Annotated in this window: 13 protein-coding genes; 8 read left to right on the top strand and 5 right to left on the bottom strand. The window is 58.3% G+C overall.

The features are described 5' to 3' along the window. Positions 1-368: 368 nt before the first annotated feature. The 5 genes from manD to ACWHVV_RS11250 all read left to right on the top strand — a co-directional run bounded on the left by manD (position 369) and on the right by ACWHVV_RS11250 (position 5,464). Positions 369-1,580, top strand: coding sequence for a D-mannonate dehydratase ManD (manD, locus tag ACWHVV_RS11270; protein WP_447926321.1), 1,212 nt, complete (start codon positions 369-371; stop codon positions 1,578-1,580). A gap of 218 nt (positions 1,581-1,798) precedes the next feature. After that, a complete protein-coding gene (locus tag ACWHVV_RS11265; protein ID WP_447926320.1) occupies positions 1,799-2,539 on the top strand; it encodes a GntR family transcriptional regulator in 741 nt (246 codons plus the stop codon). A 94-nt stretch (positions 2,540-2,633) separates the two neighbouring features. After that, positions 2,634-3,587 carry a C4-dicarboxylate TRAP transporter substrate-binding protein gene (locus ACWHVV_RS11260; RefSeq protein ID WP_447926319.1) on the top strand — a complete coding sequence of 318 codons (954 nt, stop codon included), beginning with the start codon at positions 2,634-2,636 and terminating at the stop codon, positions 3,585-3,587. Between the two features lie 96 nt (positions 3,588-3,683). Continuing rightward, a complete protein-coding gene (locus ACWHVV_RS11255; RefSeq protein ID WP_447926318.1) occupies positions 3,684-4,178 on the top strand; it encodes a TRAP transporter small permease in 495 nt (164 codons plus the stop codon). Next, positions 4,175-5,464: a TRAP transporter large permease gene (locus ACWHVV_RS11250; protein ID WP_447926317.1), complete on the top strand. Its 1,290-nt coding sequence runs from the start codon at positions 4,175-4,177 to the stop codon at positions 5,462-5,464. Before ACWHVV_RS11255 ends, ACWHVV_RS11250 begins: the two co-directional genes overlap by 4 nt. A gap of 81 nt (positions 5,465-5,545) precedes the next feature. On the opposite strand, the gene ACWHVV_RS11245 is transcribed toward ACWHVV_RS11250, so the two are convergent. From ACWHVV_RS11245 to ACWHVV_RS11225, 5 genes are all read right to left on the bottom strand, one after another. After that, a complete protein-coding gene (locus ACWHVV_RS11245; protein WP_447926316.1) occupies positions 5,546-6,304 on the bottom strand; it encodes a GntR family transcriptional regulator in 759 nt (252 codons plus the stop codon). 144 nt (positions 6,305-6,448) lie between these two features. Next, a complete protein-coding gene (locus ACWHVV_RS11240; protein ID WP_447926315.1) occupies positions 6,449-8,848 on the bottom strand; it encodes a TIM-barrel domain-containing protein in 2,400 nt (799 codons plus the stop codon). Positions 8,849-8,867: 19 nt separating this feature from the next. Then, complete coding sequence (locus ACWHVV_RS11235; protein WP_447926314.1) at positions 8,868-10,166, bottom strand: TRAP transporter large permease; 1,299 nt, start codon at positions 10,164-10,166, stop codon at positions 8,868-8,870. Positions 10,167-10,188: 22 nt separating this feature from the next. Continuing rightward, positions 10,189-10,689, bottom strand: coding sequence for a TRAP transporter small permease (locus tag ACWHVV_RS11230; RefSeq protein WP_447893654.1), 501 nt, complete (start codon positions 10,687-10,689; stop codon positions 10,189-10,191). Positions 10,690-10,693: 4 nt separating this feature from the next. After that, entirely contained in the window at positions 10,694-11,692 is a 999-nt protein-coding gene (locus ACWHVV_RS11225) for a TRAP transporter substrate-binding protein (protein WP_447926313.1), read from the bottom strand. A gap of 247 nt (positions 11,693-11,939) precedes the next feature. Here ACWHVV_RS11225 and uxaC point away from each other — a divergent pair, with 247 nt between their 5' ends. The 3 genes from uxaC to uxuA are packed head-to-tail and all read left to right on the top strand — an operon-like array spanning position 11,940 to position 16,044. After that, positions 11,940-13,349: a glucuronate isomerase gene (gene uxaC / locus ACWHVV_RS11220; RefSeq protein ID WP_447926312.1), complete on the top strand. Its 1,410-nt coding sequence runs from the start codon at positions 11,940-11,942 to the stop codon at positions 13,347-13,349. Positions 13,350-13,379: 30 nt separating this feature from the next. Further along, a complete protein-coding gene (locus tag ACWHVV_RS11215; RefSeq protein WP_447926311.1) occupies positions 13,380-14,837 on the top strand; it encodes a mannitol dehydrogenase family protein in 1,458 nt (485 codons plus the stop codon). A 25-nt stretch (positions 14,838-14,862) separates the two neighbouring features. Then, complete coding sequence (gene uxuA / locus ACWHVV_RS11210) at positions 14,863-16,044, top strand: mannonate dehydratase (protein ID WP_447926310.1); 1,182 nt, start codon at positions 14,863-14,865, stop codon at positions 16,042-16,044. Positions 16,045-16,074 lie beyond the last annotated feature (30 nt).

Below are 16,074 nucleotides of genomic sequence, written 5' to 3'. Positions count from 1 at the left end.
ATATCTTCGATATTCAAGGCTTTTTTATAATCCGCGCCCTTGTAAAGCTGGCGTTTCATGATTGTTCGCCTTCAACCAAAGTATAGCGTGAGAGGGCTTTTGTTTATATCGCCATACTACCATACTAGATCTATCAGTTAAGGGCTTCCACGCCCCTCCAAGGCAGCGATCAATGAGCGAGATGATGACCGCGCTACACACACAATGCCAAAAGGCCTGGGGCCGTGTAAGGCACTTTCGTCTCTCGCTTTCCCGCGTTCAGCCATCATTGGATCAAGGCCCTTGGCTAATCTGCACCATATAACAAAGCGATTTTCCGAGATGTTCGGTACTCGGGAAACGGTATCCCTCTTTGAGGAGGCAACTTCATGAAAATCGAACACGCTTACACCATTGTCACCTCGCCGGGGCGTAACTTCGTTACCCTGAAAATCGTTACCGATGAAGGGACCTACGGTATCGGGGACGCCACGCTCAATGGCCGCGAAATGGCGGTGGTTGCCTACCTTGACGAGCACGTGATACCGGCACTGATTGGCCGGGACCCACAGCGCATCGAGGATATCTGGCACTACCTGTATCGCGGCGCCTACTGGCGGCGTGGGCCGGTCACCATGAGCGCGATCGGCGCGGTGGATATGGCGCTTTGGGATATCAAATCAAAGCTTGCCGGTATGCCGCTTTATCAGATGCTGGGCGGTAAAAGCCGCGAGCGGGTGATGGTCTATGGCCATGCGACCGGGCGCGATATCGATGCGTGTTTAAAAGAGGTCGCCCGCCACGTGGACCAGGGCTACAAGGCGGTGCGCGTTCAGGCCGGCGTGCCGGGTATTGCGAGCATCTACGGCGTGGCGAAAAAGAATGGCGAGCCCTACGAGCCCGCCGACGCCGACCTGCCGGCGGAGCACGTTTGGAATACCTCCAAATATTTGAACCACGTGCCCAAGCTGTTTGCCGCCGTGCGCGAGCGCTTTGGTGATGACCTGCATATCCTGCACGATGTTCACCACCGCCTGACGCCCATCGAAGCGGCCCGGCTTGGCAAGGAAGTGGAGCCTTATCATTTGTTCTGGCTCGAGGACTGCGTACCGGCGGAAAATCAGGAGAGTTTCGGTCTGGTTCGCCAACACACCACCACCCCGCTTGCCGTGGGGGAGGTATTCAATAGCCTGTTCGATGCCAAGGCGCTGATCGAGAACCAGTGGATCGACTACATTCGCGCCACGCTCACCCACGCCGGCGGTATCACCCACATGCGCCGGCTGGCGGACCTTGCGGGGCTTTACCACGTGCGTACCGGGTTCCACGGGCCAACGGATCTCTCGCCGGTGTGCTTGGGCGCGGCGATCCACTTCGATACCTGGGTGCCCAACTTCGGTATTCAGGAGTACATGCCGCACACCCAGACCACCGACGAGGTCTTCCCCCATGATTATCGCTTCGAGGATGGCCATTTCATCGTGGGTGAAAAACCGGGGCACGGCGTCGATATCGACGAGGAACTTGCCAAACAGTATCCCTACAAGCGTGCCAGCCTTCCGGTCAACCGCCTTGAAGACGGCACCCTTTGGCACTGGTAAGGCGTTCTGCTCATGAAAGCATTTCAGGTCAATGCGCCGCACGACGACCAGGTCGGGGACGTGGATGTACCTTCCGCCGCTGTGGTCGAGGCAAGCATCAGAGCGGCTTAATCTAAAAACGCTACCAAAGTATAGAAGGCAGGAAGGCCGTTTTTTGCCATCCTACCATACTAGTTATATCAGTTAAGCGCTTCACTACTTCCATCAGGCAGCTTTCAATGAGCGATATGAGTACCACGCTACAAACCTTGTGGCGGGACACATCGGAGACCGAATCGGTCCGCCAGCGCCTTTACCATGTTTTGCGCCACTCCATCATTCAAATGGTGCTGGCGCCGGGTAAGGCGCTATCGGAGAAAGAGGTCGCCGACGCTTTTTCGGTGAGTCGCCAGCCGGTGCGCGAGGCGTTTATCCGCCTTTCGGAAGCGGGGCTGGTCGAGGTTCGCCCGCAGCGGGGCACCTTCGTCGTCAGGATTTCCCGGCGCGCGGTGCTGGAGGCGCGCTTCATTCGCGAAGCGGTAGAGGTGGCCGTTGCTGTCGAAGCGGCCCAAAAAGGGCTCTCTTCGGCCAGTTTGATGGAGCTCAATGAGCTGATCGCGCGGCAAAAAAGCTGTATCGAAAGGCAAGATCACGACCGCTTTTTTATTTTGGATGAGGTGTTTCATCGCACGCTGGCGCTTGCCACCGGACAGGCCATGGCCTGGAACGTCATCGAAAACGCGAAAGCGCAGTTGGATCGCGTGCGGTATCTGAGCATTGCGGACACCACGCCGATCGAAAAGCTCGCCGAGCAGCATCAAGCCATCGTGGATGCCATCGCGGACGCCGATGAGTCGAGCGCGGTCGAAGCCATGGGGCGTCATCAGCGTGAAATACTCCAGTCGTTACCCGAACTCGAATACCGCTTTCCTGAAATGTTCGAAGAGGCAATTACTCCGGTGACGCGAAGTTTGGCCTGAACCCTTGCGTGACGGAGCCAGCAGAGCCTTAGAGTTCATCTCTAGGGCTAAATAATACAACATCAACAATAAGTAACGTGTTAAGGAGCTAATAATGAAACTGAAAAACGTACTTCCTGTCGCGCTGGTATTAGCCAGTAGCTCGGCCTATGCCGATTACCAGCTCAATCTCTCGATTGCGCTAAGCCCGCAAGACCCCATTGCTCAAGCGCTGGATGAAGCGAAAGATGCCATCGAAGAGCGCTCCGATGGGGAGCTTACGATCCAGATTTTCCCCAACAGCCAGCTTGGCTCGGACGAAGACGTCGTCGAGCAGATTCGAAGCGGTGCCAATATCGCGATTTTGATCGATGCCGGGCGCTTGTCTGAATACCAGCCCGAGCTTGGGATATTGAGCGCTCCTTATCTGGTCGAGAACCCGGAGGATTACGCCCAAATCACGTCGTCGCCGCTTTATAACGACTGGGTAGAAGGGCTTGCCGATCAGAGCGGTCTTCGTCTTCTCAACTACAACTGGTTTCAAGGCTCGCGCCAAATGTTGACGCAAAACGAGGTCAACACGCCGGAAGACTTGAGCGGGGTGCGTGTACGCACGATCAACTCGCCGGTCTGGGTCAAGACGATGGAGGCAATGGGGGCGACGGCGACGCCGCTTCCCTGGTCGGAGGTCTATTCCGCTTTGCAACTAGGGTCGATCGACGGTGCCGAGGCGCAGCTTACTGCGGCGGAAGGGCAAAACCTGCACGAAGTCATCACCCATATCGCGATGACCAACCATATCCATTTGATGACCGGTATCGCTACGTCCGACCAGTGGTATCAATCCCTGCCCGAAGAGCTGCGCACGATCCTCGATGAAGAGCTTTTGAAAGCGGGCGATGAGGCCAGTACCGCCATTGCCGAAGCGCAGGCTGCGGTACAAGAGCGTATGGAGGCCGAAGGCGTCACGTTCACCGAAATCGACCGAGAACTGTTTCGTGAAAAGGTGAGCAGTGTTTACGAGGAGTTGGGCTACGACGAGTATCGCGACCAGCTACTCGGTCAATAACCGCCCCGGGCCCTTGTCGCGTTAAGGCAAGGGCGCCTTGTTTTGTCGAAGGCTGGATCGGGTTTTTTTGCATGCCCCGGGTGGGAAGGATACTGTATGTGGCACTGGTACGATAAGAGCGAAGAGTGGCTGGCGATGGCGCTACTTGGCGGCACGTCGCTTACGATGCTGGTGAGTTCGAGCGCCCGAGCGATCGGCCAGCCCTTCGCCGGTGGGGCCGAACTCGCCCAGTTTCTGTTCATTTGGACCGCGGTACTCGGTGCGGATATCACGCTGCGCCACGGAGGCCAGGTACGCATAGATGCTCTGATCGTTCGCCTGCCCGCCAAACTCCAGCTTCTCATTACCAGCTTATGTCTGGCCATGATGCTGGGTTTTCTCATGCTGCTTGCCTGGTACGGCTTCTTTTTGGCTGCTTCGAACTGGCAACGGCCCATGGGCGTTGCCGGGCTTAGCTATGGCTATATCACCCTGGCCTTGCCCGTTGGCGCTGTATTGATGGTGATAACGCTGCTTCGACGTATAAAGACGACGGGGGTCATTCAAAGCCTAATGCCCGACGACGAAGACGCGGTGGAGGAGACACTATGACGGCCGGTCTACTGTTGGGCCTTGGGCTACTGCTCATGGCGATTGGCATGCCGGTCGCCTTTGCGATTGGTATCGCCGGCTTTTCGTATTTTTTGTTGCCGGATACGTTCTTGCCGACCAGTATCGCCGTGCAGCGGATCGTCTCATCGACCCAGTCGTTTCCGCTGCTGGCGGTTCCGCTGTTCATCTTTATCGGCCATTTGATGAATGCCAGCGGTATTACGCCTCGGCTGGTTCATCTTTCGACGCTTTTGGCAGGGTGGATGAGCGGCGGTTTGGCCCAGGCCAGTATCGTGCTGAGTACCCTGATGGGCGGTGTTTCGGGCTCCGCCGTGGCGGATGCCGCCATGCAGTCGCGGGTTCTGGGTAAAAGCATGATCAAAAACGGGTACTCCCCCGGCTTTTCCGGCGCGGTGCTCTCGATAGGTGGCCTCATTACCGCGACGATCCCGCCCAGCATCGGCCTGATCCTTTATGGCTATCTGGGCGAGGTCTCCATCGGGCGGCTGTTCATCGCCGGTCTGGTGCCGGGGTTTCTATTGATGGTGGCCTTCATGGTGACCACTTACATCATGGCCAAGCATCGTGGCTACCAGCCGGTGAGAGATAGCCTGCCGACAGGCAGAGAAGTGCTGAAAGCGATCCGCGAGAGTATCTGGGCCATTTTGTTTCCCGTTTGGCTATTGGTGGGCATTCGCTATGGGTTGTTCACGCCTTCCGAGGCGGGCGCTTTCGCCGTCGCCTATGCGCTGTTCATCGGCTTCGTGATTCATCGGCAAATGGGCGTCAAGGAACTGATCGCTGCCATGCGCGCAAGCGTTAGAGACATCGGTATGGTCATGCTGATCATCATGTTCGCCGGCATTATTGGCTACGTGGTTTCCTTCGAGCGCGTTCCTCAGACGATCGCGGAACTGACGCTGGGCGTGTTCACAAGCCAAACGGCGTTGCTGTTCGTGCTGGCACTGCTGTTGGTATTCATGGGGATGCTGCTGGAAGCCACCGTCGTCGTAATGCTGCTGACGCCGATTCTGGTGCCCGTGATCAAGGCGGCGGGGGTAGACCCGGTTCATTTCGGGCTTTTGATGATGACGCTGGTGACCTTTGGGGGTATGACGCCGCCGGTCGGCATCTCGATGTATACCGTTTGCGGTATTTTGCGGTGCTCTTTTTACGACTATAGCCGAGAGCTACTGCCCTATGTGCTGGCCGTGTTCGCGGTCGTGACGGGGATCATCTTCTTCCCGGACATCGTGCTGTTCTTGCCCGATATGTTGCTCGACTAGCAGCGCGCCGTTCAAGCGGGCCGTGGTCATTAAAAAGGGGAGGAAACGAACCTGACGGGGAAGCACCCGGTCTTCTGGGCGCTACCCCTTGAGCGTCAGCTTGCCGGCAAACAGGTAGTAGTCGAGTTCGTCCTCTTCTTCCAGTGTGCTGGCCTTGAAAAGCATCTCCTTGGTGTTTTCGAGATGCTGCCACATGGCCTGATGCGCCGCATCCGCATCCCGGCGAATAAGCGCTTTCAAGATGACATCGTGGTCATCGCACCAGCTATCCAACGACTGCCGGTTATCGATTCTGTCGTGAAGCTTTTGCCACAGCAGGTTTTTATCGCGCTGATACCAAAGCTTTTCGACCAGATAGACCAACACGGCATTCTGGGTCGATTCGGCAATTTGCAGGTGGAAGCGCTTGTCCCATTCGGAATCCTGATAGCGGTCCTCGCCCCGCGCTTGCTTGCTGATCTCCATCAGCTTTTGGGTATCGCTTTTGGTGATGAGCGTGGCCGCAAACGCCGCAATCTGGCTTTCGATGAGCTGGCGGGCCTGGAGCATTTCGAAGGGGCCGGCGCTCAGCGCATCCTCTTCGTCATCGGCGCCGTTGGGCACGGGCTCTTTGGGCGGGTCGAGCACGTAGATACCCGAGCCCTTACGCACTTCCACCAGCGCTTGAAGCTCGAGCATGATCAGTGCTTCGCGCACGACCGTGCGGCTAACGCCCAGTTCCTCGGCGAGGTCGCGCTCGGCGGGGAGGCGCTCGCCTGCAACGTAGCGGCCGGAGAAAATGCGCTCTTTTAGCTGTAAGCCCGTTTTCTGATAGAGGCGTTGTGCAGTAGGCAGTTGCATTTTAGCGTTCCAGAGCGAAACAGGCGTTTCGGGTTAGGGGGCCTTGGGCGGTTCGTCGTGCTCGTCTCTACGCGCTCAGGCGCAAACGCGAGAAGAGAAGCGAGGGTAGCTTCCTCGCCTCTCTTTTCAAGCGAGCGTTACGCCTTAAAGCGAAACGACCACCTTTTGCCCGGCGGGCTGCTCGTCGCCGTTGATATAAAGCGTGCGGGTATCCTTTGTAGCCATTATGAAGGTCGCCGTCTCATAGGGCAGGGTATAGCCGTTTGAGATGACCTTCGTGGTCACGTGGATGGCGTCTTCGCTGGTCGTCATTTGAAGCTCGACCAGGGCATGAGCGGTGCGCCATTCGCCACTTTCGCCATCGTCCTCGAAAAGGGTGTAGTGCGACGATAAATTCGCTTCTTGCGCCGGAAAGAGCAGGAAGCCGCGCTGATCCTCGTCCTTGTTGGCAAAGGTGCGGGGCGCTTCGTTGGTGGGAATAATTGCACCCGCTTTAACGAGCAGCGGCGTTTGGTGGTAAGGCGCATCGAGGGTGGCGTGGGCGCCGCCAGCGACCGGCTTGCCGGTATAAAAATCGAACCAGCCGCCCGTATGCTGCGGGGCGTAGACATCACGAGTAGAAATGCCGGGCTCAACGACGCTCGCCACGAGCAGCGACTCACCCACTAAGAAGTCGTCGTTCTCCTGCCAAGTGCGCGTGTCCGCTTCGAAATCGAAAAAGGTCGGCTTGAGAATGGGCTCATGATGCACGTGGGCTTTATAAAACGCGCTGTACCAGTAAGGCGTCAGGCGCGAACGGAGCTTGATGAGCTCACGAATCGGGGCGATGGCCTCTTCATACATCCACGGTTCATTAACGGTAGCGTCTTCGTTCCAGGAGTGAATGGTAAAGCGGGGGTGGAAAATGCCGTTTTGCACCCAGCGGATAAACAGTTCCTGATCCGGTTTGGGGCCGGCGAAGCCGCCGACATCGTGGCCGAAATTATAAACGCCGGAAAGGCTCAAGCCGATACCGGTTTTGTTATTGAACTTGATGGTCTTCCACTCGGTACGGTTGTCGCCGGTCCAGGTCTGCACGTAACGGTGCATACCCGGCGCACCGGAGCGTGAAATCAGAAAAGGACGTTTTTGAGGGGCGTAATCCGCCTGCGCCTCGAAGGATGCCTTCATCATCAACAGCGGAAAGAGCGCACGGATACTCGTAAAAGCCAACCCGGCACCGAAACCATCCGCCCGAGCGGTGCTGTTCCAGATCTCGTACTCGTTGTTATCGTTCCAGGTCGTCTCGATACCGTACTCGAGTAACTGCCGGGTCACTTCATCCTTCCACCAGCCAAAGGCGCCCTCATGGGTGAAATCGATATGCGCGCCGCCGCCGTCCCAAAACTGGGCAAGCTCGGTTTTGCCGTGATCATTTTTTAGAAAATAACCCAGCGATTCGAGTTTTTCGTACTGCGGGTGGTCTGTGAGGAGCGCCGGTTTGATATTGGCGGCCAGACGAATGCCTTTGCGCTTGAAGTCGGCGGAAAGCTTTTTGGCATCCGGGAATTTCTGCGTGTTCCAGTTGAAAACGTAGCGCTTGCTATCGATCGACGTATAGCCCGACGAGAGCTGGAACGAATCGCAAAGAATATCGTGTCGTTCACACTGCTCGATGAACTCCCACACCCGCTCCTGGGCGTTGGGGGCATCGGTGTAGCTCATGGTCGAGCCCGAATAGCCGATGCTCCATTTGGGCGGCAGAGCCGTATTGCCGGTCATCCAGGTGTAGGCGGTCACGACGTCGCGTACCTGGGGGCCGGCAATCATGTAGTAATCCAGGTCGCCGGCGTCGGCCTCGAAGTAGCGGTACAGGCCGTGATAGTTATCCAGCTCCCGGCCCATGTCGAAATAACCCGGCGCCAGGTTGTCGTAAAAGAGCCCGTAGGCGAAGCCTTGATTCGGTTGGCGCGTGATGTAAAACGGGATGTGTTTGTATAGCGGGTCGGAGTGCTCGGCATCGTAACCCATCGCGTCGATGGTGATATTACGATAGCGACGATGATGGTGGTCGAGCTGGCCGGTGCGCTCGCCCAGGCCGAAATACTGCTCCTGAATGTCGCGTTTCAGGTAGTGCTTGATTTGCGTGCCAAGTTCCCCGGCGAAGTTATACGCCTGGGTTTGCCGGTCTTGGGCAAAGAGCGACCACTGCCCTTGGGCGCCATGGTGCCAGTCGATCCGAAAACCTTCCTTTTGAATGACCGCTTTGAGCTGGCCAGTCTGGACGGTAAAGCATTGCGCGTCTTCGGAAAAATCAAAATTGGGCAGGCTAAAGTGCTCGGTGCTGAAGCGGTCTCGCCCCTGGTGAGGAAGGTCATCCTGACCGGGCGCGATGCTCCAGGTCTTATCGACCTGGAGCCCTTCGCGTTTTTCAAAGAGCACGCGAAAGATGCCCTCCTCGAGAACGAAGAGGTGAGCTTTCACGTCTTCGTCCTTGGATGCAAACGTGAGGTGGTTTTGCTCGGTCTTCGCCAGGTGAAAACGATAGCGCTCTTGAATATTCATCCAGGTCAATCCTTGAAAATTACATTAGGCCGGCCAGGCGCGGAAGCCATTCGCTGATGAACGGCAGGAACGTAATCAGCATGAGAACCGCGATGACCGCCGCATAGAAAGGCAGAAGCGGCTTGATGACTTCTTCCATTTTGACTTTGGCTACCGTACTACCCACGTACAGCGCACTGCCGCCGGGCGGGGTGATATTACCGATACACAGGTTGACGATGAGCACGACACCAAAGTGTACGGGGCTCATGCCGAACTCCGACACCACCGGCAAGAAGATGGGCGTGAAGATCAAAACGGCCGGCGTGACGTCCATGAAGGTACCGATCAACAGCAAAATGATGTTGATCAGGATGAGAATCAGAATGGGGTTGTCGGTGAGCGCCAGGATGCCGGCACTGATGGCCGCGGGTATACCGGTAAACGCCATGACCAGCGCCAGCATGGCAGACGTGCCGATCAAAAACATGATGACGACGGTAAGCTCGGCCGTCTCTTTGAAAATGCCGGGCAGTTGCTTGATCGATAAGCTGCGATAGGCAAACGAGAGCAGCAACGCATACAGTACGGCCACCGCCGAGGCCTCGGTTGCGGTAAATATGCCGCCGATGATACCGCCAATGATGATGACGATTAAAAAGAGGCTCGGGATCGCATCCCACACCACTTTTAGCGCCGCGCTAAAGGGCACGTTGGAGGGCGAGGTGTAGCCTTTTTGCCGGGCGATGATAAACGCCACCGCCATGGTCGCCAGCCCCCAGAGGATGCCCGGAATATAGCCCGCCAAAAACAGCGCGGCGACCGAGGTCCCGCCGCTGACCAGCGAGTAAATGATGAAAAGTCCCGTGGGCGGAATGATCAACCCGGTCGGTGCCGAGGCGATATTCACGGCGGCAGAGAACTTACGGTCGTAGCCTTCCTTTTCCTGCAGCGGATGCATGACCTTGCCGATCGCCGCGGCCGACGCCACCGAGGAACCGGCGAGCGAGCCAAACAGCATGTTACCCACGATGTTGGTGTGCGCAAGCGAACCCGGTAAGCGTCCGGTAAAGAGTTTCGCCACGTTGACCAGGCGCAGCGCAATACCGCCCTGGTTCATGATGATGCCCGTCAGCAAAAAGAACGGGACCGCCAGCAGCGTGAAGCTGTCGATACCGGTCACCATCTTCTGCGCCGAGGTGAACACGGCGACATCGAACGGGGCGATCAGTAGCATCGTCACGATAGAGGCACCGGCCATGCTGATGGCAATCGGCACGCCGATGAATAGAAAAACGAAGAAAGATATAAGTAGACTAAAACCTGCGATGATCGTCATGGCGCGAATGCCTTATTGTTTATTAAACGTCCAGGGTTTGATCGAAATCGGCGGGGGTACCGGGGCTTCCATTGATGAGTTCTACAATGCAAAACCACAGGATCAGCACACCCGAAATAGGTAGCGAAAGGTAGATATAGCCCATCGGTATACCCAGCGAGACGGTCTGCTGAGACATGGTCAAGGAAACGAGCCAGATACCGCCATAAATCATGACGAGGGTAGAGAACAGGATCAGTAGTACGAGTACGAGGTAACGAATCATTTTCTGGCGCTGCGCAGAGAAGCGGTTGACCACCATCTCCACCGCGATGTGCTTTTTGGTATGAAAGGCGAGCGCGCCGCCGATCATGGTGATCCAGATGAGCGAGTAGCGCAGAAATTCCTGGGAGAACGTGCTGGGGTCGTTGAGCAAATAGCGGCTCACTACCTGCCATAATGCCACCAGCACCATGACCGCTAGCATGACCGACGTAAGCACCGTGATGAGCTTACAAAGCCCGCGATTGATCGTGTTTATCATGGCCTCAAGACTCCGTTAGTTCTTGTATGCGCTCGTAAAGTGGCGCCAGCACGGGGTTTTCCAGCACTCTTTCGTGCATGGGCGCTACCGACTCGCGAAACGCCTCTACATCCACGTCGTGGTGGAAGTTCACGCCCATCTCCTGCGCCTTTGTGACGGCCTGCTCGATCTCTCTGGCCCAAAGCTCTTTATGAAAGGCGGTGGATTCGATCGCGGCGTCTCTCAGCCACTCTTGTTGCTGCGGTGTAAAGCTCTGCCAGCGGTGCTGGCTGAAAATCAGCAGATCCGGAACGATGGCGTGGGCGGTGTACGAGTACTCCTTGGCCACCTCACCGTGATTGGAAGAGGTCAGCGCCGTTTCGTTGTTCTCGGTGCCATCGATCACGCCTTGCTGAAGGGCGGTATACACTTCGCCGTAAGCCATGGGCGTGGGCGCGCCGCCCATTAGTCGGGTCATTTCCAGCGCGGTTTGGCTGGGTTGAACCCGCAGTTTCAAACCACGCATGTCCGCCGGGGTACGCACTGGCGTGTCGATGGTATAGACGTTGCGGACGCCGGAGTCGTAATAGGTCAGGCCGAAGAAGCCGTTGTCCGAGGTTTGCTGGTAGATATCGGTGGCGATCTCGCTATCCATGGTGCGGTAGTAATGATCCGGATCGGCGAAGAGGTAGGGCACGCTAAACAGCGAATAGACGTCAGAGAAGCTTTCGAGCGCGGTGGCGCTCACTTTCGTAACATCGACGGCGCCGGTTTGTACCAGCTCGATGACCTCGCGCTCGGAGCCCAGCTGACCATTGGGATAGAGCTGGAATACAAGCTCTCCGCCGCTTTTCTCACGCACTCGCTCGGCAAAATAGGCAAGCGACTGGTGAACAGGGTGGGTCTCGCTCATGTTGTGGGCGAGCCTCAGTTGGGTAACGTCCGACGAAACCTCTGAGGGCATCGAGCAGCCCGACAGCGCGATCAGCGCGCTCGACAAGACTGTAAAAACGCCTTTGTGCATGTTGCCCTATCTCCTGAAAAGCCGGCTTGAAAGAGTGCTTGTAGGTGTTGGTCATTGGGCCAATAAAAGCAGGTTGCTAAATTGGACTAACCAATAGTTTTGTTAAATAAGCCTTTGGTCGCAGTTGGTGGGGCAAAGGTTGACATTCCAAGCGCTCGCGCCGACTCTTTGGCCTAACCAATTTTTATGGGTGGCCCGTTTCGTGGTTTTTCTACCCCCGGGCGCAACGATTGCAACGGAGGCCTTCATGGCAGCATTTCTCGGTGAGGATTTTCTTCTCGATAGTGAGATGGCAAAGCGTCTGTATCACGGCTACGCAAGCGCACAACCCATATTCGATTACCACTGCCATCTTTCCCCCCAGGATATCGCTCAGGACCGCCGCTTCGAGAACCTGACCGAGATCTGGCTGAAAGGGGACCACTACAAGTGGCGCGCCATGCGCTGGAACGGCGTGGATGAGCGTTTTTGCACAGGCGATGCCAGCGATTACGAGAAATTCCAGGCCTGGGCCGACACGGTTCCCTATACCCTGGGCAATCCGCTTTTCCACTGGACGCATCTGGAACTCAAGCGCCCCTTTGGCATCACCGATAAGCTCTTGTCCCCGTCGACCGCCGATGCGATCTGGAACGAGAGCAATGCGCTTTTAGCCAAGCCTGAATTTTCCGCCCGCGGTATCCTCGAACAGATGAACGTGCGGATGGTCGGCACCACCGACGACCCGGCCGATGATCTGACACATCACGCGCAAATTGCCGCCGATTCGAGCTTTGGCATCAAGGTATTGCCAAGCTTCCGGCCCGACCGGGCGTTCAAGCCCGCCGCCGACGACTACCCGGCGTACCTGGAAAAGCTGGGTCGCGCCGCGGACATCGAGATACGCGATATGGCTTCGCTCTATAGCGCGCTCGAAAAGCGTATGGACCATTTCGCCGAGCACGGCTGCAAGATTTCCGACCACGGCCTGGAGCGCGTGGCGTATGCCACCGCCACGGAGGCCGAGCTAAACGCCATCCTCAAGCGCCGCCTGGAAGGCACGCTTCCCGATGAGCAGGAGCAGGCGCAGTTCATGACCGCCGTGCTGATCTTTTTGGGGCGCGAATATCACCGCCGGGGCTGGGCGCAGCAGTATCATATGGGGCCACTGCGCAACAACAGCAGCCGCGGTTGGCGTGAAGTAGGCGCCGATGCCGGCTTCGACTCCATGGACGACCGGCCCATTGCCGCGCCGCTCAATCAGCTCTTGAACGCGCTGGATAGCGACGACCGGCTGCCGCGTACCATCCTTTACTGCGTCAACCCCATCTTCAACGAAGTGCTGGCCACGACCGCCGGTAATTTCCAGGGCAACGGCATTGTCGGTAAGGTGCAGTTCGGCTCCGGCTGGTGGTTCAACGACCAGCTCGATGGTATGGAGCGGCAGATGACCCAGCTCTCCCAGCTCGGGCTGTTGAGCCGTTTCGTGGGGATGCTGACCGATTCGCGCAGCTTTCTTTCCTACACGCGCCACGAATACTTCCGGCGCCTTCTGTGCCGTATGCTGGGGCGCTGGGCCGAAGAGGGGCAGCTACCCAATGACGAAGCCTGGCTTGGCCAGCTCGTGACCAACATCTGCTTCAATAACGCGCGTGACTATTTCGGTATCGATGTATAAGCACTCGCCAGAGAGGGGACGGCATTGAGCATGCAAACCATTAAAGCGGTTCAGGCCGCGGGCCAAATCGGCATCGTCCATCTCGGCCTGGGTGCGTTTCATCGCGCCCACCAGGCCGTTTATCTCGAGCGCTATCGACACCGCACCGGTGACACCCAGTGGGGCGTAAGTGCAGCGAACCTGCGCAAAAGCGTCGATCTGGTCGATGCGCTGCGCAAGGCGGATTTTCGCTACCACGTGGCCGAGTACCAGGACAGCGACAGCGTAACGCTGCGTGAAGTGGGGGTTATCGAAGAGGCGCTGTTCACAGGCCAGGCCAAACAGGGCGAGTGGGGGCGCGACCTGGATTCGCTGCTCGAGCGCTTGAGCCAGGTGGATACGCGCATCGTCACACTCACCGTGACCGAGAAGGGCTACTTTCTCAACCCGGCAAGCGGCGAGCTTTTGACAGACGACCCGATGATCCAGGCGGATATCGCCACGCCCGGGGCGCCACGCACCGCGCCGGGTATTTTGGTCGAGGCGCTAAAGCGCCGTCGTGCGGCGGGGGTTGCACCGTTTACCGTGCTCTCCTGCGACAACATGCCGGATAACGGCCAGCGCACCCGTCAGGCCGTGGCGCAGCTTGCCCGGACAAACGACGCTGCCCTGGCCGAGTGGATTCTGGATAGCGTGGCGTTTCCCTGCAGCATGGTCGACCGTATCGTGCCGGCCATGACCGAGCAGGACTTCACCGCGCTCAAGGCGCTGGGCGTTGACGATGGCAACGCCGTGGTGTGCGAGGCGTTCTCCCAGTGGGTCGTCGAGGATCACTTCCCCGTCGGCCGCCCGAGCTGGGAAGAGGAGGGCGTGACCATGGTGTCGAACGTTGCGCCGTTCGAAACCATGAAGCTGCGCATGCTCAACGGCAGCCACTCGCTTTTAGCGTATCTGGGTGCTCTGGGTGATATCGAAACCGTGTTCGATGCCGTGCAAATCGAGGCGTTCAAGGCGCTTTTGAGCCGCTATATGCGCGAGGAGGCCGCCCCGACGTTGGATATGCCCGACGAGATCGACCTGAACGCCTACGCGGATTCGCTACTGGCGCGCTTTGCCAACGACAGCCTGCGCCACCGCCTGCAGCAGATCGCCATGGACGGCAGCCAGAAACTGCCCCAGCGTTGGCTGCAGGTGGTCGAGGCCAACCTGGCCGCCGGTCGCAGCACCGCGTGCGTCGCACTGGGCCTGGCCGCCTGGATTCGCTATACCCAAGGCACCACGCTCTCTGGTCAAACATTCAGTGTCGAAGACCCGATGGCCGAGAAGCTGGCATCGCTTCATGAACGCAACGCGGACGCCGCCGCGCTGGTCGACGCTTTCTTCGCACTGGAGGCGGTGATGCCCAAGGCCCTCGCGCACCATGAGGCGTTCAAACGCCAGGTCGTCGAGGCCTACCGTACATTGACCGAACACGGCGTCGAACACGCGCTTGCACATCTTGAGCACTAACTAGCGCTCACTATAAGGACACAGCATGGAACATACCTGGCGCTGGTTCGGACCAAACGACCCGATCCAACTCAGCGAGATTCGTCAGACCGGCGCGAGTGGCATTGTCACCGCCCTGCACGGCATTCCCAACGACCAGGTTTGGTCGGTCGAGGCGATCAGCGAACGCAAGGCGATGATCGAGGCGGAGGGGCTTTCCTGGTCGGTGGTCGAAAGCGTGCCGGTCCCCGAGGCCGTGAAGAAGGGCCTGCCCGCGCGTGATGAACTCATCGAGACCTACTGCCAAACGCTCAAAAACCTGGCCGCCTGCGGAATCGATGTCGTCTGCTATAACTTCATGCCGATTCTCGACTGGACCCGCACCGACCTGACCTACGCGCTGGCCGATGGAGCACGGGCGCTGCGTTTCGATCAAACCGCGTTTGCGGCGTTCGACCTTTACCTGCTCGAGCGCCCCGGTGCCGAGAGCGAATACAGCGAGCAAGAGCAACGTGATGCTCAGGCGTATCTGGAATCGCTGGACCAGGCGGGCCGCGACAAGCTGATCGATACGCTCATTGCGGGGCTTCCCGGCGCCGAGGAGCACTATACCCTGGCGCAGTTTCGCGAGGCCCTGGCGGGCTACGCGGCCATTGACGCAGAAACACTGCGCGAGAACCTGGGCTACTTTCTGCGCGCGGTGATTCCGGTCGCCGAAGAGGTTGGTATTCGCATGGCGATTCACCCGGACGACCCGCCCCGGCCGCTTTTGGGCCTTCCTCGGGTGGTATCGACCCAGGACGACGCCCAGTGGGTGGTGAACTGCGTACCCAGCCCCGCCAACGGCATTACCTTCTGCACCGGCTCTTACGGGGTGCGCGAGGATAACGCCCTGGTGGCGATGGCGCGCCACTTCGGCCCGCACATTCACTTTGCTCACCTGCGCGCGACGAAACGCGAAGACCAGGATGCGCGAAGCTTCCATGAGGCGCCGCACCTGGCAGGCGACGTGGATATGGTCGGGGTGATCCAGGCGCTGGTAGAGGAGGAGCGCCGGCGCGAACGCGAAGGCGGGGCACGCCTTCCCCTTCGCCCGGACCACGGCCACCATATTCTGGATGACCAGGCGCGCGCCACCGCCCCGGGGTACCCGCTTTACGGGCGCCTACGCGGCCTTTCCGAGCTACGTGGGGTCGAGGTCGCCGTGCGGCAGTTGACTGCCAGGTAGCCGCGCTGCCACGGCGAAAAAAGCCCCGTC

Source organism: Vreelandella sp. EE27, from assembly GCF_968206495.1.
Note: the sequence above shows the minus strand (reverse complement) of the source record. Positions and strands in the feature narration are given on the sequence as shown.

What these genes read in the sequence shown, in the direction of transcription:
- ACWHVV_RS11250 (WP_447926317.1), top strand. Translation starts at nt 4,175, where the DNA reads ATGACGGCCGGTCTACTGTTGGGCCTTGGGCTACTGCTCATGGCGATT.
- ACWHVV_RS11230 (WP_447893654.1), bottom strand. Translation starts at nt 10,689, where the DNA reads ATGATAAACACGATCAATCGCGGGCTTTGTAAGCTCATCACGGTGCTT.
- uxuA (WP_447926310.1), top strand. Translation starts at nt 14,863, where the DNA reads ATGGAACATACCTGGCGCTGGTTCGGACCAAACGACCCGATCCAACTC.
- ACWHVV_RS11235 (WP_447926314.1), bottom strand. Translation starts at nt 10,166, where the DNA reads ATGACGATCATCGCAGGTTTTAGTCTACTTATATCTTTCTTCGTTTTT.
- ACWHVV_RS11245 (WP_447926316.1), bottom strand. Translation starts at nt 6,304, where the DNA reads ATGCAACTGCCTACTGCACAACGCCTCTATCAGAAAACGGGCTTACAG.
- ACWHVV_RS11215 (WP_447926311.1), top strand. Translation starts at nt 13,380, where the DNA reads ATGCAAACCATTAAAGCGGTTCAGGCCGCGGGCCAAATCGGCATCGTC.
- ACWHVV_RS11265 (WP_447926320.1), top strand. Translation starts at nt 1,799, where the DNA reads ATGAGCGATATGAGTACCACGCTACAAACCTTGTGGCGGGACACATCG.
- ACWHVV_RS11260 (WP_447926319.1), top strand. Translation starts at nt 2,634, where the DNA reads ATGAAACTGAAAAACGTACTTCCTGTCGCGCTGGTATTAGCCAGTAGC.
- manD (WP_447926321.1), top strand. Translation starts at nt 369, where the DNA reads ATGAAAATCGAACACGCTTACACCATTGTCACCTCGCCGGGGCGTAAC.
- uxaC (WP_447926312.1), top strand. Translation starts at nt 11,940, where the DNA reads ATGGCAGCATTTCTCGGTGAGGATTTTCTTCTCGATAGTGAGATGGCA.
- ACWHVV_RS11225 (WP_447926313.1), bottom strand. Translation starts at nt 11,692, where the DNA reads ATGCACAAAGGCGTTTTTACAGTCTTGTCGAGCGCGCTGATCGCGCTG.
- ACWHVV_RS11255 (WP_447926318.1), top strand. Translation starts at nt 3,684, where the DNA reads ATGTGGCACTGGTACGATAAGAGCGAAGAGTGGCTGGCGATGGCGCTA.
- ACWHVV_RS11240 (WP_447926315.1), bottom strand. Translation starts at nt 8,848, where the DNA reads ATGAATATTCAAGAGCGCTATCGTTTTCACCTGGCGAAGACCGAGCAA.